Origin of the sequence: Marinomonas communis, from assembly GCF_004363305.1 — a bacterium.
In the GTDB taxonomy this organism is placed as follows: Bacteria; Pseudomonadota; Gammaproteobacteria; order Pseudomonadales; family Marinomonadaceae; genus Marinomonas; species Marinomonas communis.
In genome coordinates this window covers 874,247-887,133 of the sequence record NZ_SNZA01000001.1, presented here as the reverse complement: position 1 = coordinate 887,133, position 12,887 = coordinate 874,247, and the positions used below count along the sequence as shown (strand labels likewise).

Genomic DNA, 12,887 nt, shown 5'->3' with positions numbered 1-12,887 from the left:
GCCCTTTTAAGGCTTAAGCGTCTCTTTGATGGACACAGTGGCCCATCGCATAGGTGGCTTGGATAGCTCGATCATCGGCCAGAATCATCAAGGCAAACAAGGTATCTTTGATGTCTTTGGCACGTTCTAAGCGTTTACTTAGTAAAGGCGTTGCTTGTTTATCTAGGATGACGAAATCGGCTTCACTGCCTATGGCTAAGTTACCCACCTTGTCATCCAGTCTTAGGGCCTTTGCCCCACCTAACGTAGCTAAGTAGAAGGATTTAATCGGATCTAAGTTTTGGCCCTGCATTTGGATCACTTTGTAAGCTTCGTTCAGTGTGCTGAACATTGAAAAGCTGGTGCCGCCTCCCACATCGGTTCCCATACCCACGTTCACTTTATGCAATTCGGCTTTTTCTAAGTTGAACAGCCCACTGCCAAGGAAGAGGTTTGAAGTTGGGCAGAAGGCGATTGCAGAGCCTGTTTTGCTAAGGCGGTTGTATTCTTGATCACATAGATGAATACCATGGGCGAAAACAGAGCGTTCACTTAGCAACTGGTGTTGATCGTAAACATCTAAGTAGTTTTTAGAGTCAGGGAACAACTCTTGAACCCAGCTACACTCTTGTCGATTTTCAGAAAGGTGTGTGTGCATATAAAGATCATCGTATTCAGATAACAGCTTGCCGGCGGCAGAAAGTTGCTCTGATGTAGATGTCGGCGCAAAACGAGGTGTCACAGCATAGTGTAAGCGACCGTGATTATGCCAACGTTCGATCAGCTCTTTAGAGTCTTCATAAGCGGTTTCCGGTGTGTCGGTCAAATAGTCAGGGGCATGGCGATCCATCATGACTTTACCGCAGATCATACGCAGGTTAAGAGGGAGTGCAGCTTCAAAGAATGCGTCAACCGATTGCTTATGAACCGTACCAAAGACCAGAGCTGTGGTCGTACCGTTACGTAGCAGTTCGGCGAGAAAACGTTCAGCAACGTCGCTTGCATATTGTTTATCGGCAAATTTACTTTCTTCAGGGAAAGTGTAGTTATTAAGCCAATCTAACAACTGTTCGCCATAAGAGGCGATCATGTCGCTTTGTGGATAGTGAATGTGGGTGTCGACAAAGCCTGGAACAATCAGCGCATCAGGGTGGTGTTCAACTTCGATCGTCGAGTCCAATAGGGCAATCTGTTCTTCCGCATTTCCTAACGCTTGAATGATACCGTCTTTAACCACGAGCAATCCATCTTCGAAATACTCGAAGGCTTGCTCTGTGCCGACTTCAGTTGGGTTTGCGGTGCAATGCAGGATGGCGGAGCGCCATGCTTTAATCGTTGCCATGTTGTCTCACTAGTTGAAATAAAGGGAAAAAATTCGTCGGGCAAAGACTTTGACCGATTGTTTAGTTTTAGTCAATGAGCGAGCATCTCTTTGCCCGCTCAATTGGAGGCGATTAGGTTGGCAGTGTATCAATAAATATTGCTCGGAAGTCATTAACATTGGTCATCGTTGGTCCTGTCACGACGGATTGACCAATTTTTTCAAAAAATGTGTGGGCGTCATTATTCATAAGAAAAGCGTTAGCATCTAAACCTTTCTTATCTGCGTCATTTAAGGAGTGCTCAGTGATGATAGCACCTGCAATGTCAGCGGCTCCGTCCACACCGTCGGTATCACAAGCAATAGCAGAGATGCCGCTTTGGCCTTGGAGCTGTATGGCCAAGGCAAGCAGGAATTCGACATTTCGACCACCGACTCCGTTGCCCGATAGGGTAACAGTGGTTTCACCACCGGATAAGAGTAAGCAAGGTGGCTTAATGGGTTGACCAAAGGTTCTCACTTGACGAGTGATACCGGCCATCACTTTTGCGACTTCTTTGGCCTCGCCTTCAATACTATCCCCTAAAATCAGGCTATTAATACCAAGCTCTTGAGCCCTTTTTGCCGCGGCTTCTAATGCCATTTGTGGTGTGGCAATCAGCTTGGTTGTTGCCAAAGCAAGGCGTTCATCATTTGGCTTAATGCTTTCATAAGTGCCTTTTAGCAATTGCTCACGAATACGATCGTTTATGGCTATCTGGTATTTATCTAAAATAGCCAAAGCGTCCAAACAAGTCGTGCTATCAGCGATGGTCGGACCGGATGCTATGGCAGACAGATCGTCGCCCGGCACATCTGAAATCAAAAGTGTGGTGACTTTTGCCGGGTAACACGCAGCCGCTAGACGCCCCCCTTTGATTTTAGAGAGGTGTCTGCGCACAGTATTGATTTCAACAATGTTCGCGCCACATCTTAGCAATGCATTATTAACGTCTTGCTTTTCCTTTAATGTCATATCTTCATAGGGAAGAGGCAGTAATGCGGAACCACCGCCCGAAATTAACACGACCACTTGGTCTTGATCGGTCAGATTGCTGACTAAATCAAGCATGGCTTGTGCGGCATTTAGGCCATTTTCATCAGGGATTGGGTGGGCTGCTTCGACGATGTTAATTTGTTCACAAGGGACTGCGTAACCGTATCGTGTGACCACGAGACCGCTAAGTTCACCTTTCCAGTTTTGTTCAAAAGATTGAGCCATGGCGGCAGATGCTTTTCCTGCGCCAATGACGATGGTTTTACCTGCGACGGGGCTGGGCATATGTCTTGGAACACATCGATTAGGTTGGGCCACATCCAATGCGGCTTCGAACAACGAGTGCAATAGTTGGGTATGCGCTGTAGTTGAGCTGGTCATCCTGATACTCCCTAATTATTGTTAGGTGGGTTTAACACGAATCATCGTGTTAAACCCTATGCAGTATCTGTACCACGCTTTTTAAAGAAGCAGACAATGAGATGAAAAACACAGGCAAGTGCGACACCGATTGCATCGGCTAAAAAGTCGTACCAGTCCCCATATCGATTTACATAAGGCTGAATGATTTCAATCAAGCCACCGGCGAAAACGATCAGGATAGCCAGGCTATAAAAACGTTTGCTGGGGCCGAATGCACATAAACCGGCCCAGCAGCCAAATCCAAGAATATGGTGAAGCTTGTCCGAGCCAGGTGGTGAACCAAGAGAAGAGGCAGGCATTAATGTCCCCAACAGAACAATCAGGGCGCCCAATGCGAACCCAAGCCATTGGGTTCGCGAGTCAAACAACCAAGACCACTTCATCATGCTTAGCGCAGCACTCGAGATTTGATGGTGCGGCCCTTAATTTTCTTGGTAGAAAGGGCTTTGACGACTTGGCGTGCTTGTTGTTTTTCAATTGCGACATAGGCTTGGAAGTCGAAAATATCAATTTTACCTACCGCACTTTTTTCAAGACCAAGTCCTGCGGTTAGCGCACCAAGAATATCCCCAGCTCGCAGCTTATTCTTTTTACCTGCATCAAAGGCAATGGTAGCGACGTCCGGCTGTAGTGAAAAATTGCCTGGGCAGATGCCCATTTGCAGGAACTCTGGCTCAATGTCAAAGCGCGCGGCAATGTCTGCCAATTTGTAGTCTTCACGCTCAGTAATGAAGCTAACAGCAATACCTTGTGCACCAGCACGGCCAGTTCGGCCAATTCGGTGCGTGTGCACATCGATGTCTCGTGTAGTGTCGTAGTTTATGACGAGGTCAATCTCTTTCACATCGATACCACGAGCTGCCACGTCTGTCGCCACTAGTACTGAACAGCTTCGGTTTGAGAAACGCACCAACACTTGGTCACGTTGTTTCTGCTCAAAATCACCATGTATCGCGAGGGCACTGATATCGTGGTCGGTTAACCACGCTGCAACGTCATCACATTCCGCCTTGGTGTTACAGAAAACAATGACCTGAGAAGGCTCAAAGTGCGCCAATGTATCCAGCAAACGGTTTGGTTTGTCGCTGTTGTTAGCTCTCACAAAATATTGATCAATATTGGGCTTTGAGCTTTCCTCTGCTTCAACCTTGATAAAGCGTGGTTGGCGAAGGAATTCATCACGGATACTGGCAATGTTGTCGCTGTAAGTGGCTGAGAACAATAAGGTCTGTCGACTTTTAGGTGTTAGCTCAACGATATCGCGAATGCTATCAATAAAGCCCATGTCCAGCATACGATCCGCTTCATCCAAAACGAGTGTGCTAATGCCAGAAATGTCTAAATTGCCTTTACGCAAATGCTCCATGATACGACCAGGGGTGCCCACAACCACGTGAGCACCGTGCTCAAGGGACGCAATTTGCGGGCCGAATGGCATACCACCGCAAAGTGTTAGCACTTTGATGTTCTCTAGGTAGCGCGCAACTTTACGAATCTCTTTAGCGACTTGATCAGCGAGCTCACGAGTAGGGCAAAGCACCAAACTTTGGCAACCAAAGTAGCGAGGATTAAGTCGCAGAATTAAGCCAATGGCAAACGCCAGTGTTTTACCACTACCGGTTTGTGCTTGTGCCATGACATCTTTGCCATCAATGACGTCTGGTAAAGCTTGCTGTTGGATCGGAGTGAAATCTTGGATGCCCATGTCTGCAAGCAGTTTTGTCAGCTTTGCAGGCAGGATGCCCGCAGGCGAAATATTGGTCGGAGCGTTCAAATGCGTACCTAAATGATAAAAATTTTTCGCAGTCTAGCAAATTTTGCGAAGCGTCACTATTTATAGCAGGTAAGACAGACTGAAATTTATGGTTAAACATTGTGAACTACATTGCGCATTTACACATCGCTAAAGTGACCGACACTTCTTATGCGGGCAATTTGCTCGGCGATTTCCCTTGGTTACCGAATAATGAACAACAGGATTTGGTCACCGGGTGGCGCCTGCATCAGGCTGTCGACACATTTGTGGATGCGCATCCGCAGTCACTAGCGTTTAAAAGTCTACCAAGAAAAGGGCGTAGGCGATTTGCTGGCATTGTTCAGGATGTGGTCATGGATTATTGGTTGGTTCGTTCATGGGGGCACTTTGAACAAGTGTCTTTTGAGCGATTTGCCGACACAGCGGTTTCAGCTTTAAGGGAAGATAAAGAGAATTGCCCTCAAAGATTACAGGCCATGATTAGCTCACTCGAACAAAGAAATTGGCTATCTGATTTAGGGACACAACAGGGAGTTGAAAGAGCGTTACGCTCTATTCAGCGCAGGTGGACTTTGGGTCATTATTTAGAGCCTTTTATTCAAGAGCTACCATTGTTGTTGGAGCAGAGCCGAAAGCCCTTTGAAATTCTTTACCCAGACGTTTTGGATTATGTGCAAGCCATGGATTTCTCTGAAGGAGTGGATCATATAAAAGAAAGGCCGCAGTGATGGCGTCACTGCGGCCAAAGGGGCGATAGCCCGATCGAGAGAACACCCAGAGAGAGCATAAGTGATTAAACACCTAAGGTTTCTGGATGCTTGGCAGTATAGGCAGGAGGGCTTTTCACTGCGTTGACACATGTCAGGTTAAGGTGGTTCCTGCATTTATCCGTCGTTTTTGATCTAAGATCCGCTAAATCACAGTCTATTTGTGCAACAACACAGAGTTTTTACGTAGGTGAACTAAACTTTGTGGTAGACTGCGCGCCAATTTTTTTGAATCAAACTGAGAGGTGTAATCGTGAGCGTTCAATGGTTCCCTGGGCACATGAACAAAGCTCGACGTGAAATCGAGAAAGTCATGACCCAAGTCGATTTGGTCATTGAGGTGTTGGATGCCCGTATTCCGGACTCAAGTCAAAACCCTATGCTGACCACTTTGCGTGGAGATGTGCCTGTATTACGCCTGCTCAATAAAAAAGACCTAGCGGATCGCGAGCGTGTCAATCGCTGGTTAGAGCATTGGCGTGAAGCTGACGATATCACTGCTTACCCTTTTAGTACGACTGATAAGGCGGATTTAGCAAAACTGTCAAATTGGGTACAAGCTCTTGTCCCGCATCGGGGTACCGCTGAGAAGCCTATTCGAGCGATGATTGCTGGTATCCCAAATGTTGGCAAATCGAGTTTGATGAATGCTTTGTTAGGTAAGCGAGTAGCGAAAGTTGGTAACGAGCCAGCAGTCACCAAAGCACAGCAAAAGCTGCGCGTACACGATGGTTTTCAACTGTTGGACACGCCTGGGATTCTATGGCCCAAAATCGAGAACCCTGATGCCAGTTATCGTTTGGCAGTGACGGGTGCGGTGCGAGATACCGCCATTGATTATGAAGATGTCGCCTTAGTTGGCTTGAGCTTTTTCTTAGCGGATTACAATGACGCGCTCGTTACCCGCTACAAGTTAAAAGAGATTCCGACAGATGCTGCTGAAACGTTAAAGATTATTGGTTCTAAGCGCGGGGCGTTACGCGCAGGCGGAAAAGTTGATATGCACAAAGCCGCTGAAGTTTTCTTGTCAGATGTGCGCAGTGGTGCCATTGGTCCATACGTTATGGAAACCCCAGAAATGGTGGCAGATGAATGGGTCAAAGTAGAACAAGTTAAAGCCGCTAAGGAAGCCGCCCGTCAAGCGCGACTTGCTGCAGCAGTACCCCAACGCCAGCAGCAACAGAATGTGGCATATCGCCAAGAAAATAGTGATAGTAAAGAGTGAGGTTCTGCTCTATGGATTATGAAATAGCATTTGATCAAGAAGAAGGCTCATACCGCGTATTTGCGGACATTGAGTTTTCAGCCATTGCGGAATGGGTTAGCGAGCACCTAACCAACAAAGAAACGGTTCAGCGTGTTTGGCAAGCTGTGTCGTTGGCGGAAAAAGAAGACGAAACCACAGAGTTTCAGCACGGTATTTTTCAAGTTGTGATCAGTCCTGAAGGCGTCGTGGTAAAACGTCGCGTAGACATGAGCCAAGCAGAAGACGAGATTAAAGCCATGTTCGACACTCAAAGTAACTTTTTTCAAGCCTCCAATGATGGCATTGAATCGGAGTGTGGCTTAGATGATCTTATTGATTTGATTGAAAATTGGCACGAATTTCAGCAATAAGTTGTTCCTAGGTTAGCCAAGGTTTACACTAACCCTGTTTTTAATGATGTCCTTTAGGAGCCAGTATGCTCATCGAATTGGAAAAAGCCCGAACACGTAAGAATGTAGTACGTATCTTCCGTGAGGAAATTGACGGACCAGATAATTGGACAGATGGCTTTATCATCGCGGCGAATGAAGAAATGGTGCTGATGCAGCTCATTGATGATGGTGTTCATCTAAATGGCTATCAGATCCTGTTTCTAGAAGATATTAGCGACTTTATGCATCCCGCGCCGTTTAATGATTTCCAAAAGCGCGTGCTTGAGATCCGCGGTGAAGAGATTGAAGACCCTGAAGTGGACTTGGATGATCTTGCGGTACTGCTAATGGACATCAGTGAAGAATTCGGTTTGGTGACCATCCACCGCGAAGAAGTGGATTCTGATGGTTGTGAAATCGGTCGTGTGCTTCGAGCTGACGCTACTACTTTTGAACTGGAAGAAATCGGTTCAGATGCCCGCTGGTTCGATGAAACATACGAATACGACTTATATGACATTACTCGTATTGAGTTTGGTAGTGCGTATGAAGATGCATTGCTACTTGCTAACGAAGATATGGGCGAAGACGCTTACGAACTTGTTGAGTTTGATGAAGACGAAGACAATCGTTAAGCCCAATTTGCATGATCTTAAAAAGGGGAAAGTTTACTTTCCCCTTTTTTATTGCTCATTGAACTATTTTAAATGTAGTAACGTATTAGTCATAAAAGAATCCTAGGACGAATATATGAAATCGATTTCTCGCTGGTTGGGCATTTTGGCTCTATTAGTCATTTCTGGGTGTGCTGTATACGCCACTCAAAACTTGGATGAAGTTTATGGAAAGGCCAACAGCGCGAATCGGTTGCCCCAAGAAGAGAAGTTGCCTGTTAACTTCTATCAAGATCAAGTTAAGCCTATTTTAGAGAACCGTTGTATTAACTGTCATGCCTGTTATGACGCTCCTTGCCAAATTAAACTGACTGCCGCCGATGGTATTGAGCGTGGTGGTAGTAAGGATAAAGTCTATGAGGGCGATCGTTTACTGGCCGTGCAGCCAACTCGATTATTTGAAGATGCTCGTACAGCCCAAGAGTGGCGTGATAAGGGTTTTTACCCCATTTTAAACGAGCGATCGCAAAGTCCTGCGGCGAATTTGCAAGGCAGTGTATTATACCGAGCCATTGCTTTGCGTCGACAGCAAGGTGAGTTTCAAGATACCGTGCTGCCATCGGACGATTACGATTTTTCACTGGACCGTGATCAAGAGTGTCCAGCAGTGGAAGAATATTCTAATTTCGAAGCCTCCCACCCGACTTGGGGAATGCCATATGGTTTACCTGAATTAACGGATCAAGAGTATGACATTTTGACTCGATGGTTGGTAAAAGGAGCGCCTATGTCTGCGCCAGTGAATGTTCCGTCTGAAATAACTGAGCAAGTGTCGAAATGGGAAGCGGTGTTTAATGGAGATGATCTCAAGTCTCGATTGATCAATCGCTATGTTTACGAGCATATCTACCTTTACAGCTTGTATTTCGATGACGATGCTCAGTTCACTTACAAATTAGTCAGATCTAGCACACCACCGGGTGAGCCAATTCAGCGTATTAGTACCCGTCGCCCATATGATGCGCCAGGGGTTGAACGTGTCTATTATCGACTTTGGTTAGATCCAGAGAGCCGTGTACAGAAAACCTTCATCCCGATGAAAATGGATGATGAACGATTGCAGCGCTGGAGTGATTGGCTCTACGACTTGTCATTTGAGGTCACAGAGTTACCAAGTTATGCCCCAGAAGTGGCTAGTAACCCATTTCAGTCTTTTGCACAGCTGCCGGCAAACAGTCGCTACCGCTTCCTACTCGATCACGCGCAAAATACGATCATGGCATTTATAAAAGGTCCGGTATGTCGTGGTCAGGTGGCAGTAAACGTTATCAATGAGCAATTTTGGGTTTACTTCGTTGATCCTGATTTAGAAATGCATAATATCGGCAGTACATTTTTAAAAGAAAATGCCTCTTCGTTGGCGCTACCTGCATCGCAAAGCAGTAATGCTTTGCCATTAACCTCTTGGGTATCGTATTCCGAGAAGCAAAAGAACTATCTCTCGGCTAAAGCGAAACTGATCGAAAAGCTTGGCAATAAAGGTCTTACCATGTCGACATCCTTGGTATGGGATGGGGAAGGGCATAACGAGAATGCGGCCCTCACCGTGATGCGTCATTTCGATAATGCAACCGTAGAAAAAGGCATGATAGGACCAAATCCTAAAACCGCATGGGTTATCGATTATCCTTTGCTTGAGCGGATCCATTACTTGCTTGTTGCAGGCTTTGATGTATTTGGAAACGTAGGGCATCAGCTCGTGACACGTTTATATATGGATTTCTTACGTATGGAAGGTGAGATGAATTTCTTACTTTTCTTACCCAAGGATCAGCGTCAGGCTGTGCGCGAATATTGGTACCGCAACGCAGATCAAACTATCAAAGATTATATCTTCAGCGATCTTCTAAAAGTAAATATTGAGTCGAGTATTGACTATAAGACTGATGATCCTAAAGAAGAGCTGTTTGATCACATTCGTCAGCGTATGGTGAAGGTGTTGAACCATGATCATGAGCTTTCACAAAGCTCGCTAGCAGCGAAGACTCAAGATGCCTTGTTATCATTGCAAACACTTCGAGGACAAGCCGTTGCACCATTTCCTGAAGTATCTCTGATGTTGCTCGAGCAATCGAATGGCAATGCAGAGTTGGTAACTTTGGTACACAACCGAGGGCATTACAATATCACCAGCCTGCTGGATGAAGAATCAACAGTGGCCCCTAACGAAGATTCTTTTGTTGTCACCTATGGTGTCGTCGGAGATTACCCTAATGTCTTAATAAAAGTCTCTGAAGATGAAGTAGAGGCATTTGTTGAGACAGTGAGCGGCATCCGTGATGACAGTGGTTATAGCGCTTTGCTAGATCAGTATGGTGTAAGGCGTACCAGCCCTGAGTTTTGGCCGATAAGCGATAAAATTGCACGTATGAATCAGTCTATGAAGCCACTGAGCAGTGGCATCTTAGACTACAACCGACTGCAAAACCGCTAGTTAAGCGTCATAGCCTTGCAGTAAGGCTTGCCATGCGTCTTCACTGAATTGGAACTGGGCATGTTTGCCCTGTTCCTTCAGGAAGGAGCGTTTTAAGCGTTCTAAATTCTCTTTCTTCCAGCTCTTCTGGTCGTTACGAATTGAGCACTTGTCGAAATCTATTACCCAAACCTGAAACGACGTATCGATCATGATGTTATGGCAGTTTAAATCACTGTGATACACATTATGCTTGTGAAATTCTGCGATAGTGCGTCCAATGCGCTGCCAAACAGCCTCTTCTAGAGACGTTTGCTGGAGGCATTCGTAGAGATCTTTGGCATTAGGGATTACTTGTGTCATCAGCCAAGCCTGGTAAAACAGGCCATTACGACGAATCATACCAGCCACGGGTTTCGGGGCTGGTAGGCCTAGCTGTTGCAGCCTTTCAAGTAATGCCAGTTCTTTGAAAGCACGAGTTTGCTCGATAGGTTGAGTGAAAAAGTGAAACGTATTGAACTTTGCGATGAATCCGCCACGTCGGTAACGGCGAAGTACAGTTTGACCTACAGGCGTGTCTAGAAACCAGACGGTCCCTCGCCCCACAGCGGTATGGATTAGCCTGTCTTGCGAATGCCAATATTCAGGTGTAAACCATTCCTTGGTGACTCCCGGGTTGCCTGGGCTAATAAAGAGAATGTCGCTACTTGCGGTTGGATGAATGCTTGGCATGTAAATAATCTAAAAAAATGAATGAGATGGCAGGTTTTACGGGCCATTTTAACGGCGCGTATTTTATAATAGTTGATCTATTTAAACAGCCCCAGGGGAGCAAATGGATCAGACTATTCAACGTATTGCCGTGATTCGCTTATCGGCTATTGGCGATGTGTGCCATGCTATGGCGGTTATTTGTGCAATACAAAAGAAGTACCCTAATGCTGAAATAACATGGGTGACTGGGCCGCTTGAAGCGCAATTGGTTCGTTTGCTGCCAAATATTAGCGTCAAAGTATTTGATAAGCGAACAGGTATAAAAGGTATGTTGGCGCTGCGAAAAGAGCTGTCTGATAGTACGTTTGATGTGTTGCTTCACTTGCAGTGGTCCATGCGTGCCAGTTTGTTGAGTAGGATGGTCCGGGCTAAAAGGCGTATTGGTTTTAATAAAGCTTTCTCACGTGAGAAGCAGCATTGGTTTGTGAGCGAGTATGGCGTGACACCTAAGTCTGAACATGTTCTAGATTCCTTCCTTTCTATTAGTTCGGTGTTGGGTGTTACAGAGGTTGAGCTGCCATTAACGTTGTCGTTACCTAAAAAGCCTGCGACGCTCCCTGACCATTACGTCGTGATTAATCCATGTGCCTCAAAAGCTGAGCGTAACTGGACAGTTTCTGGATACAAAGCGGTGATCCAATGGTGTTCTGAGCAGGGCAAAACCGTGGTTCTAACCGGTGGCCCAAGTTCATTGGAGCGGGAAATGGCACAGCAACTTGAGTCTGAGGGCGTGATCAATTTGGTGGGGCAAACCAGTCTGCCGCAAATGCTCTCAGTGTTGGCGGGGGCTAAGTGGGTGTTGAGTCCAGATACCGGACCTGCGCACATGGCGACACTGGTCGGCACACCTGTGGTTGGCTTATATGCACACTCTAATCCAAGGCGCACAGGGCCTTATGCGGATTTAGATCGTGTGGTCAGTGTTTATGATGAATGTGCTGAGAAAGAGTACGGCAAGCCAGTAGCAGAATTGCCTTGGGCGGCTCGAGTACATGACCCTAAGGCAATGGAGCATATTGCAGCCGAGCAAGTGATTGCTCAGCTGCAGACGATGGCTAGTTGATATTTTGTTCAGCAAGCTTTAAATCAAGGGTTGCTTTTAAAAGCTTGTAGAGGTTGATCGAAGCGTCAATCTCTTCCTTGCGGTTGGTTAAGCTCTCAATGTTTAGACCAAGCGGAATGCCCAAAGGCAGAGCAATCTCAATAATCTGCTCCAGAGCAGAGCGACAAATCTTAATGGACTCATCAAGTGGCGACTCGGCATCAAGAATACGGTGCTTGGTCGCATCAGGCACAGAAATGCCTAACCACTCCATAAAACTCAATGTTTTCTCACTACCACATGGCGTGAAGGTTAAGATCACACGCTTAGGTGCTTCTCCCTTATCGCGACAAGAGCGAGCGTATTGGCTCAGCATGTCAACGGTCGCTTGTGGGTTGTAAACGGCTTGCGAAACAAAGAAATCACAACCTGCGATGGATTTGTTCATCAAACGTAGGTGCTCATCACCTTTCACCGCATGGCGCTCGGCAATGGTGACACCACCCAAGTTAAAGTCGTGGGCATTCTTTTGTAGTGTTTCATAGGCTTGGTTCAGTGGTAGAACAATTTGCCCTTCTGAAGAAGGTGCGCCTACCAATACGATATCGCGTACACCATAATCTTCCCAAGCAGAGTTCAGCCATTGATCAAACTCTTGTGCACTGCGTGAAGAAACGCTTTTGTAGGTGATCACTGGCTTGATTGCCAACGTGTTCAGGCGTTTTGACCATTCTAATGGATCATGAGTTTCCATGTATGGGAATGGACGCGGTTTTGAAATACGGCTGCTTTCGTCTTGAATGTCGTAAACAATCAAACCGTCGACTTCGATTTGGCCTAGGCGGTCAAGCAGCTTTTGACCGATGTCATTGAGTTTCTGGTCATCATCAATCGTGTTTTTCGGCGGTGTTGTGCCGATAAAGTAAACCCCACGATTTGGGTCGGCAAATTTACGTGCTAATTCAGTAGTCATTTGGGGGCTCGTTTTATAATCTCTATGGAAGCTTAGCTTCTTGTAATCATTTTATGCTGCGTATTTTAACAGTGAATCGAATTCAAGATCT

12 protein-coding genes are annotated in these 12,887 nt (G+C 46.2%); 6 read left to right on the top strand and 6 right to left on the bottom strand.

Translation table 11 applies throughout. The features are described from left to right. Nucleotides 1-13 precede the first annotated feature (13 nt). The 4 genes from guaD to dbpA form a co-directional block, all read right to left on the bottom strand. A complete protein-coding gene (gene guaD, locus C8D85_RS04230; RefSeq protein ID WP_133560099.1) occupies nt 14-1,321 on the bottom strand; it encodes a guanine deaminase in 1,308 nt (435 codons plus the stop codon). A gap of 112 nt (nt 1,322-1,433) precedes the next feature. Continuing rightward, nucleotides 1,434-2,717: a glycerate kinase type-2 family protein gene (locus C8D85_RS04225; RefSeq protein WP_133560098.1), complete on the bottom strand. Its 1,284-nt coding sequence runs from the start codon at nt 2,715-2,717 to the stop codon at nt 1,434-1,436. Nucleotides 2,718-2,773: 56 nt separating this feature from the next. Further along, the gene (locus C8D85_RS04220) at nt 2,774-3,145 is read right to left on the bottom strand and encodes a VanZ family protein (RefSeq protein ID WP_133560097.1); all 372 of its coding nucleotides are present in this window, start codon (nt 3,143-3,145) and stop codon (nt 2,774-2,776) included. 2 nt (nt 3,146-3,147) lie between these two features. Continuing rightward, nucleotides 3,148-4,533 (bottom strand): ATP-dependent RNA helicase DbpA, encoded by a 1,386-nt coding sequence (gene dbpA, locus C8D85_RS04215; protein ID WP_244936889.1) that lies wholly within the window; start codon nt 4,531-4,533, stop codon nt 3,148-3,150. Nucleotides 4,534-4,634: 101 nt separating this feature from the next. Here dbpA and C8D85_RS04210 point away from each other — a divergent pair, with 101 nt between their 5' ends. From C8D85_RS04210 to C8D85_RS04190, 5 genes are all read left to right on the top strand, one after another. Further along, on the top strand, nt 4,635-5,243 hold the full coding sequence (locus C8D85_RS04210) for an acyl carrier protein phosphodiesterase (protein WP_133560096.1): 609 nt from the start codon (nt 4,635-4,637) through the stop codon (nt 5,241-5,243). A 292-nt stretch (nt 5,244-5,535) separates the two neighbouring features. After that, a complete protein-coding gene (ylqF, locus tag C8D85_RS04205) occupies nt 5,536-6,507 on the top strand; it encodes a ribosome biogenesis GTPase YlqF (protein ID WP_133560095.1) in 972 nt (323 codons plus the stop codon). Between the two features lie 11 nt (nt 6,508-6,518). Next, a complete protein-coding gene (locus C8D85_RS04200) occupies nt 6,519-6,899 on the top strand; it encodes a YacL family protein (RefSeq protein ID WP_133560094.1) in 381 nt (126 codons plus the stop codon). Between the two features lie 65 nt (nt 6,900-6,964). Continuing rightward, entirely contained in the window at nt 6,965-7,555 is a 591-nt protein-coding gene (locus C8D85_RS04195) for a hypothetical protein (protein ID WP_133560093.1), read from the top strand. A gap of 115 nt (nt 7,556-7,670) precedes the next feature. Beyond that, entirely contained in the window at nt 7,671-10,028 is a 2,358-nt protein-coding gene (locus C8D85_RS04190) for a fatty acid cis/trans isomerase (RefSeq protein ID WP_244936887.1), read from the top strand. Here C8D85_RS04190 and C8D85_RS04185 read toward each other — a convergent pair whose 3' ends face one another. Further along, nucleotides 10,029-10,739, bottom strand: coding sequence for a 3-deoxy-D-manno-octulosonic acid kinase (locus C8D85_RS04185; RefSeq protein WP_133560092.1), 711 nt, complete (start codon nt 10,737-10,739; stop codon nt 10,029-10,031). 103 nt (nt 10,740-10,842) lie between these two features. Here C8D85_RS04185 and C8D85_RS04180 point away from each other — a divergent pair, with 103 nt between their 5' ends. After that, complete coding sequence (locus tag C8D85_RS04180; RefSeq protein WP_133560091.1) at nt 10,843-11,844, top strand: glycosyltransferase family 9 protein; 1,002 nt, start codon at nt 10,843-10,845, stop codon at nt 11,842-11,844. Here the strand turns inward: C8D85_RS04180 and C8D85_RS04175 are convergent. Further along, entirely contained in the window at nt 11,837-12,796 is a 960-nt protein-coding gene (locus C8D85_RS04175) for a methylenetetrahydrofolate reductase (protein ID WP_133560090.1), read from the bottom strand. The genes C8D85_RS04180 and C8D85_RS04175 overlap by 8 nt on opposite strands. Nucleotides 12,797-12,887: the final 91 nt, after the last annotated feature.

Excerpts from the sequence above, each read along its gene's own strand:
- guaD (WP_133560099.1), bottom strand. The coding sequence starts at position 1,321 with ATGGCAACGATTAAAGCATGGCGCTCCGCCATCCTGCATTGCACCGCA.
- C8D85_RS04225 (WP_133560098.1), bottom strand. The coding sequence starts at position 2,717 with ATGACCAGCTCAACTACAGCGCATACCCAACTATTGCACTCGTTGTTC.
- C8D85_RS04220 (WP_133560097.1), bottom strand. The coding sequence starts at position 3,145 with ATGATGAAGTGGTCTTGGTTGTTTGACTCGCGAACCCAATGGCTTGGG.
- C8D85_RS04200 (WP_133560094.1), top strand. The coding sequence starts at position 6,519 with ATGGATTATGAAATAGCATTTGATCAAGAAGAAGGCTCATACCGCGTA.
- C8D85_RS04195 (WP_133560093.1), top strand. The coding sequence starts at position 6,965 with ATGCTCATCGAATTGGAAAAAGCCCGAACACGTAAGAATGTAGTACGT.
- C8D85_RS04190 (WP_244936887.1), top strand. The coding sequence starts at position 7,671 with ATGAAATCGATTTCTCGCTGGTTGGGCATTTTGGCTCTATTAGTCATT.
- C8D85_RS04185 (WP_133560092.1), bottom strand. The coding sequence starts at position 10,739 with ATGCCAAGCATTCATCCAACCGCAAGTAGCGACATTCTCTTTATTAGC.
- C8D85_RS04180 (WP_133560091.1), top strand. The coding sequence starts at position 10,843 with ATGGATCAGACTATTCAACGTATTGCCGTGATTCGCTTATCGGCTATT.
- C8D85_RS04175 (WP_133560090.1), bottom strand. The coding sequence starts at position 12,796 with ATGACTACTGAATTAGCACGTAAATTTGCCGACCCAAATCGTGGGGTT.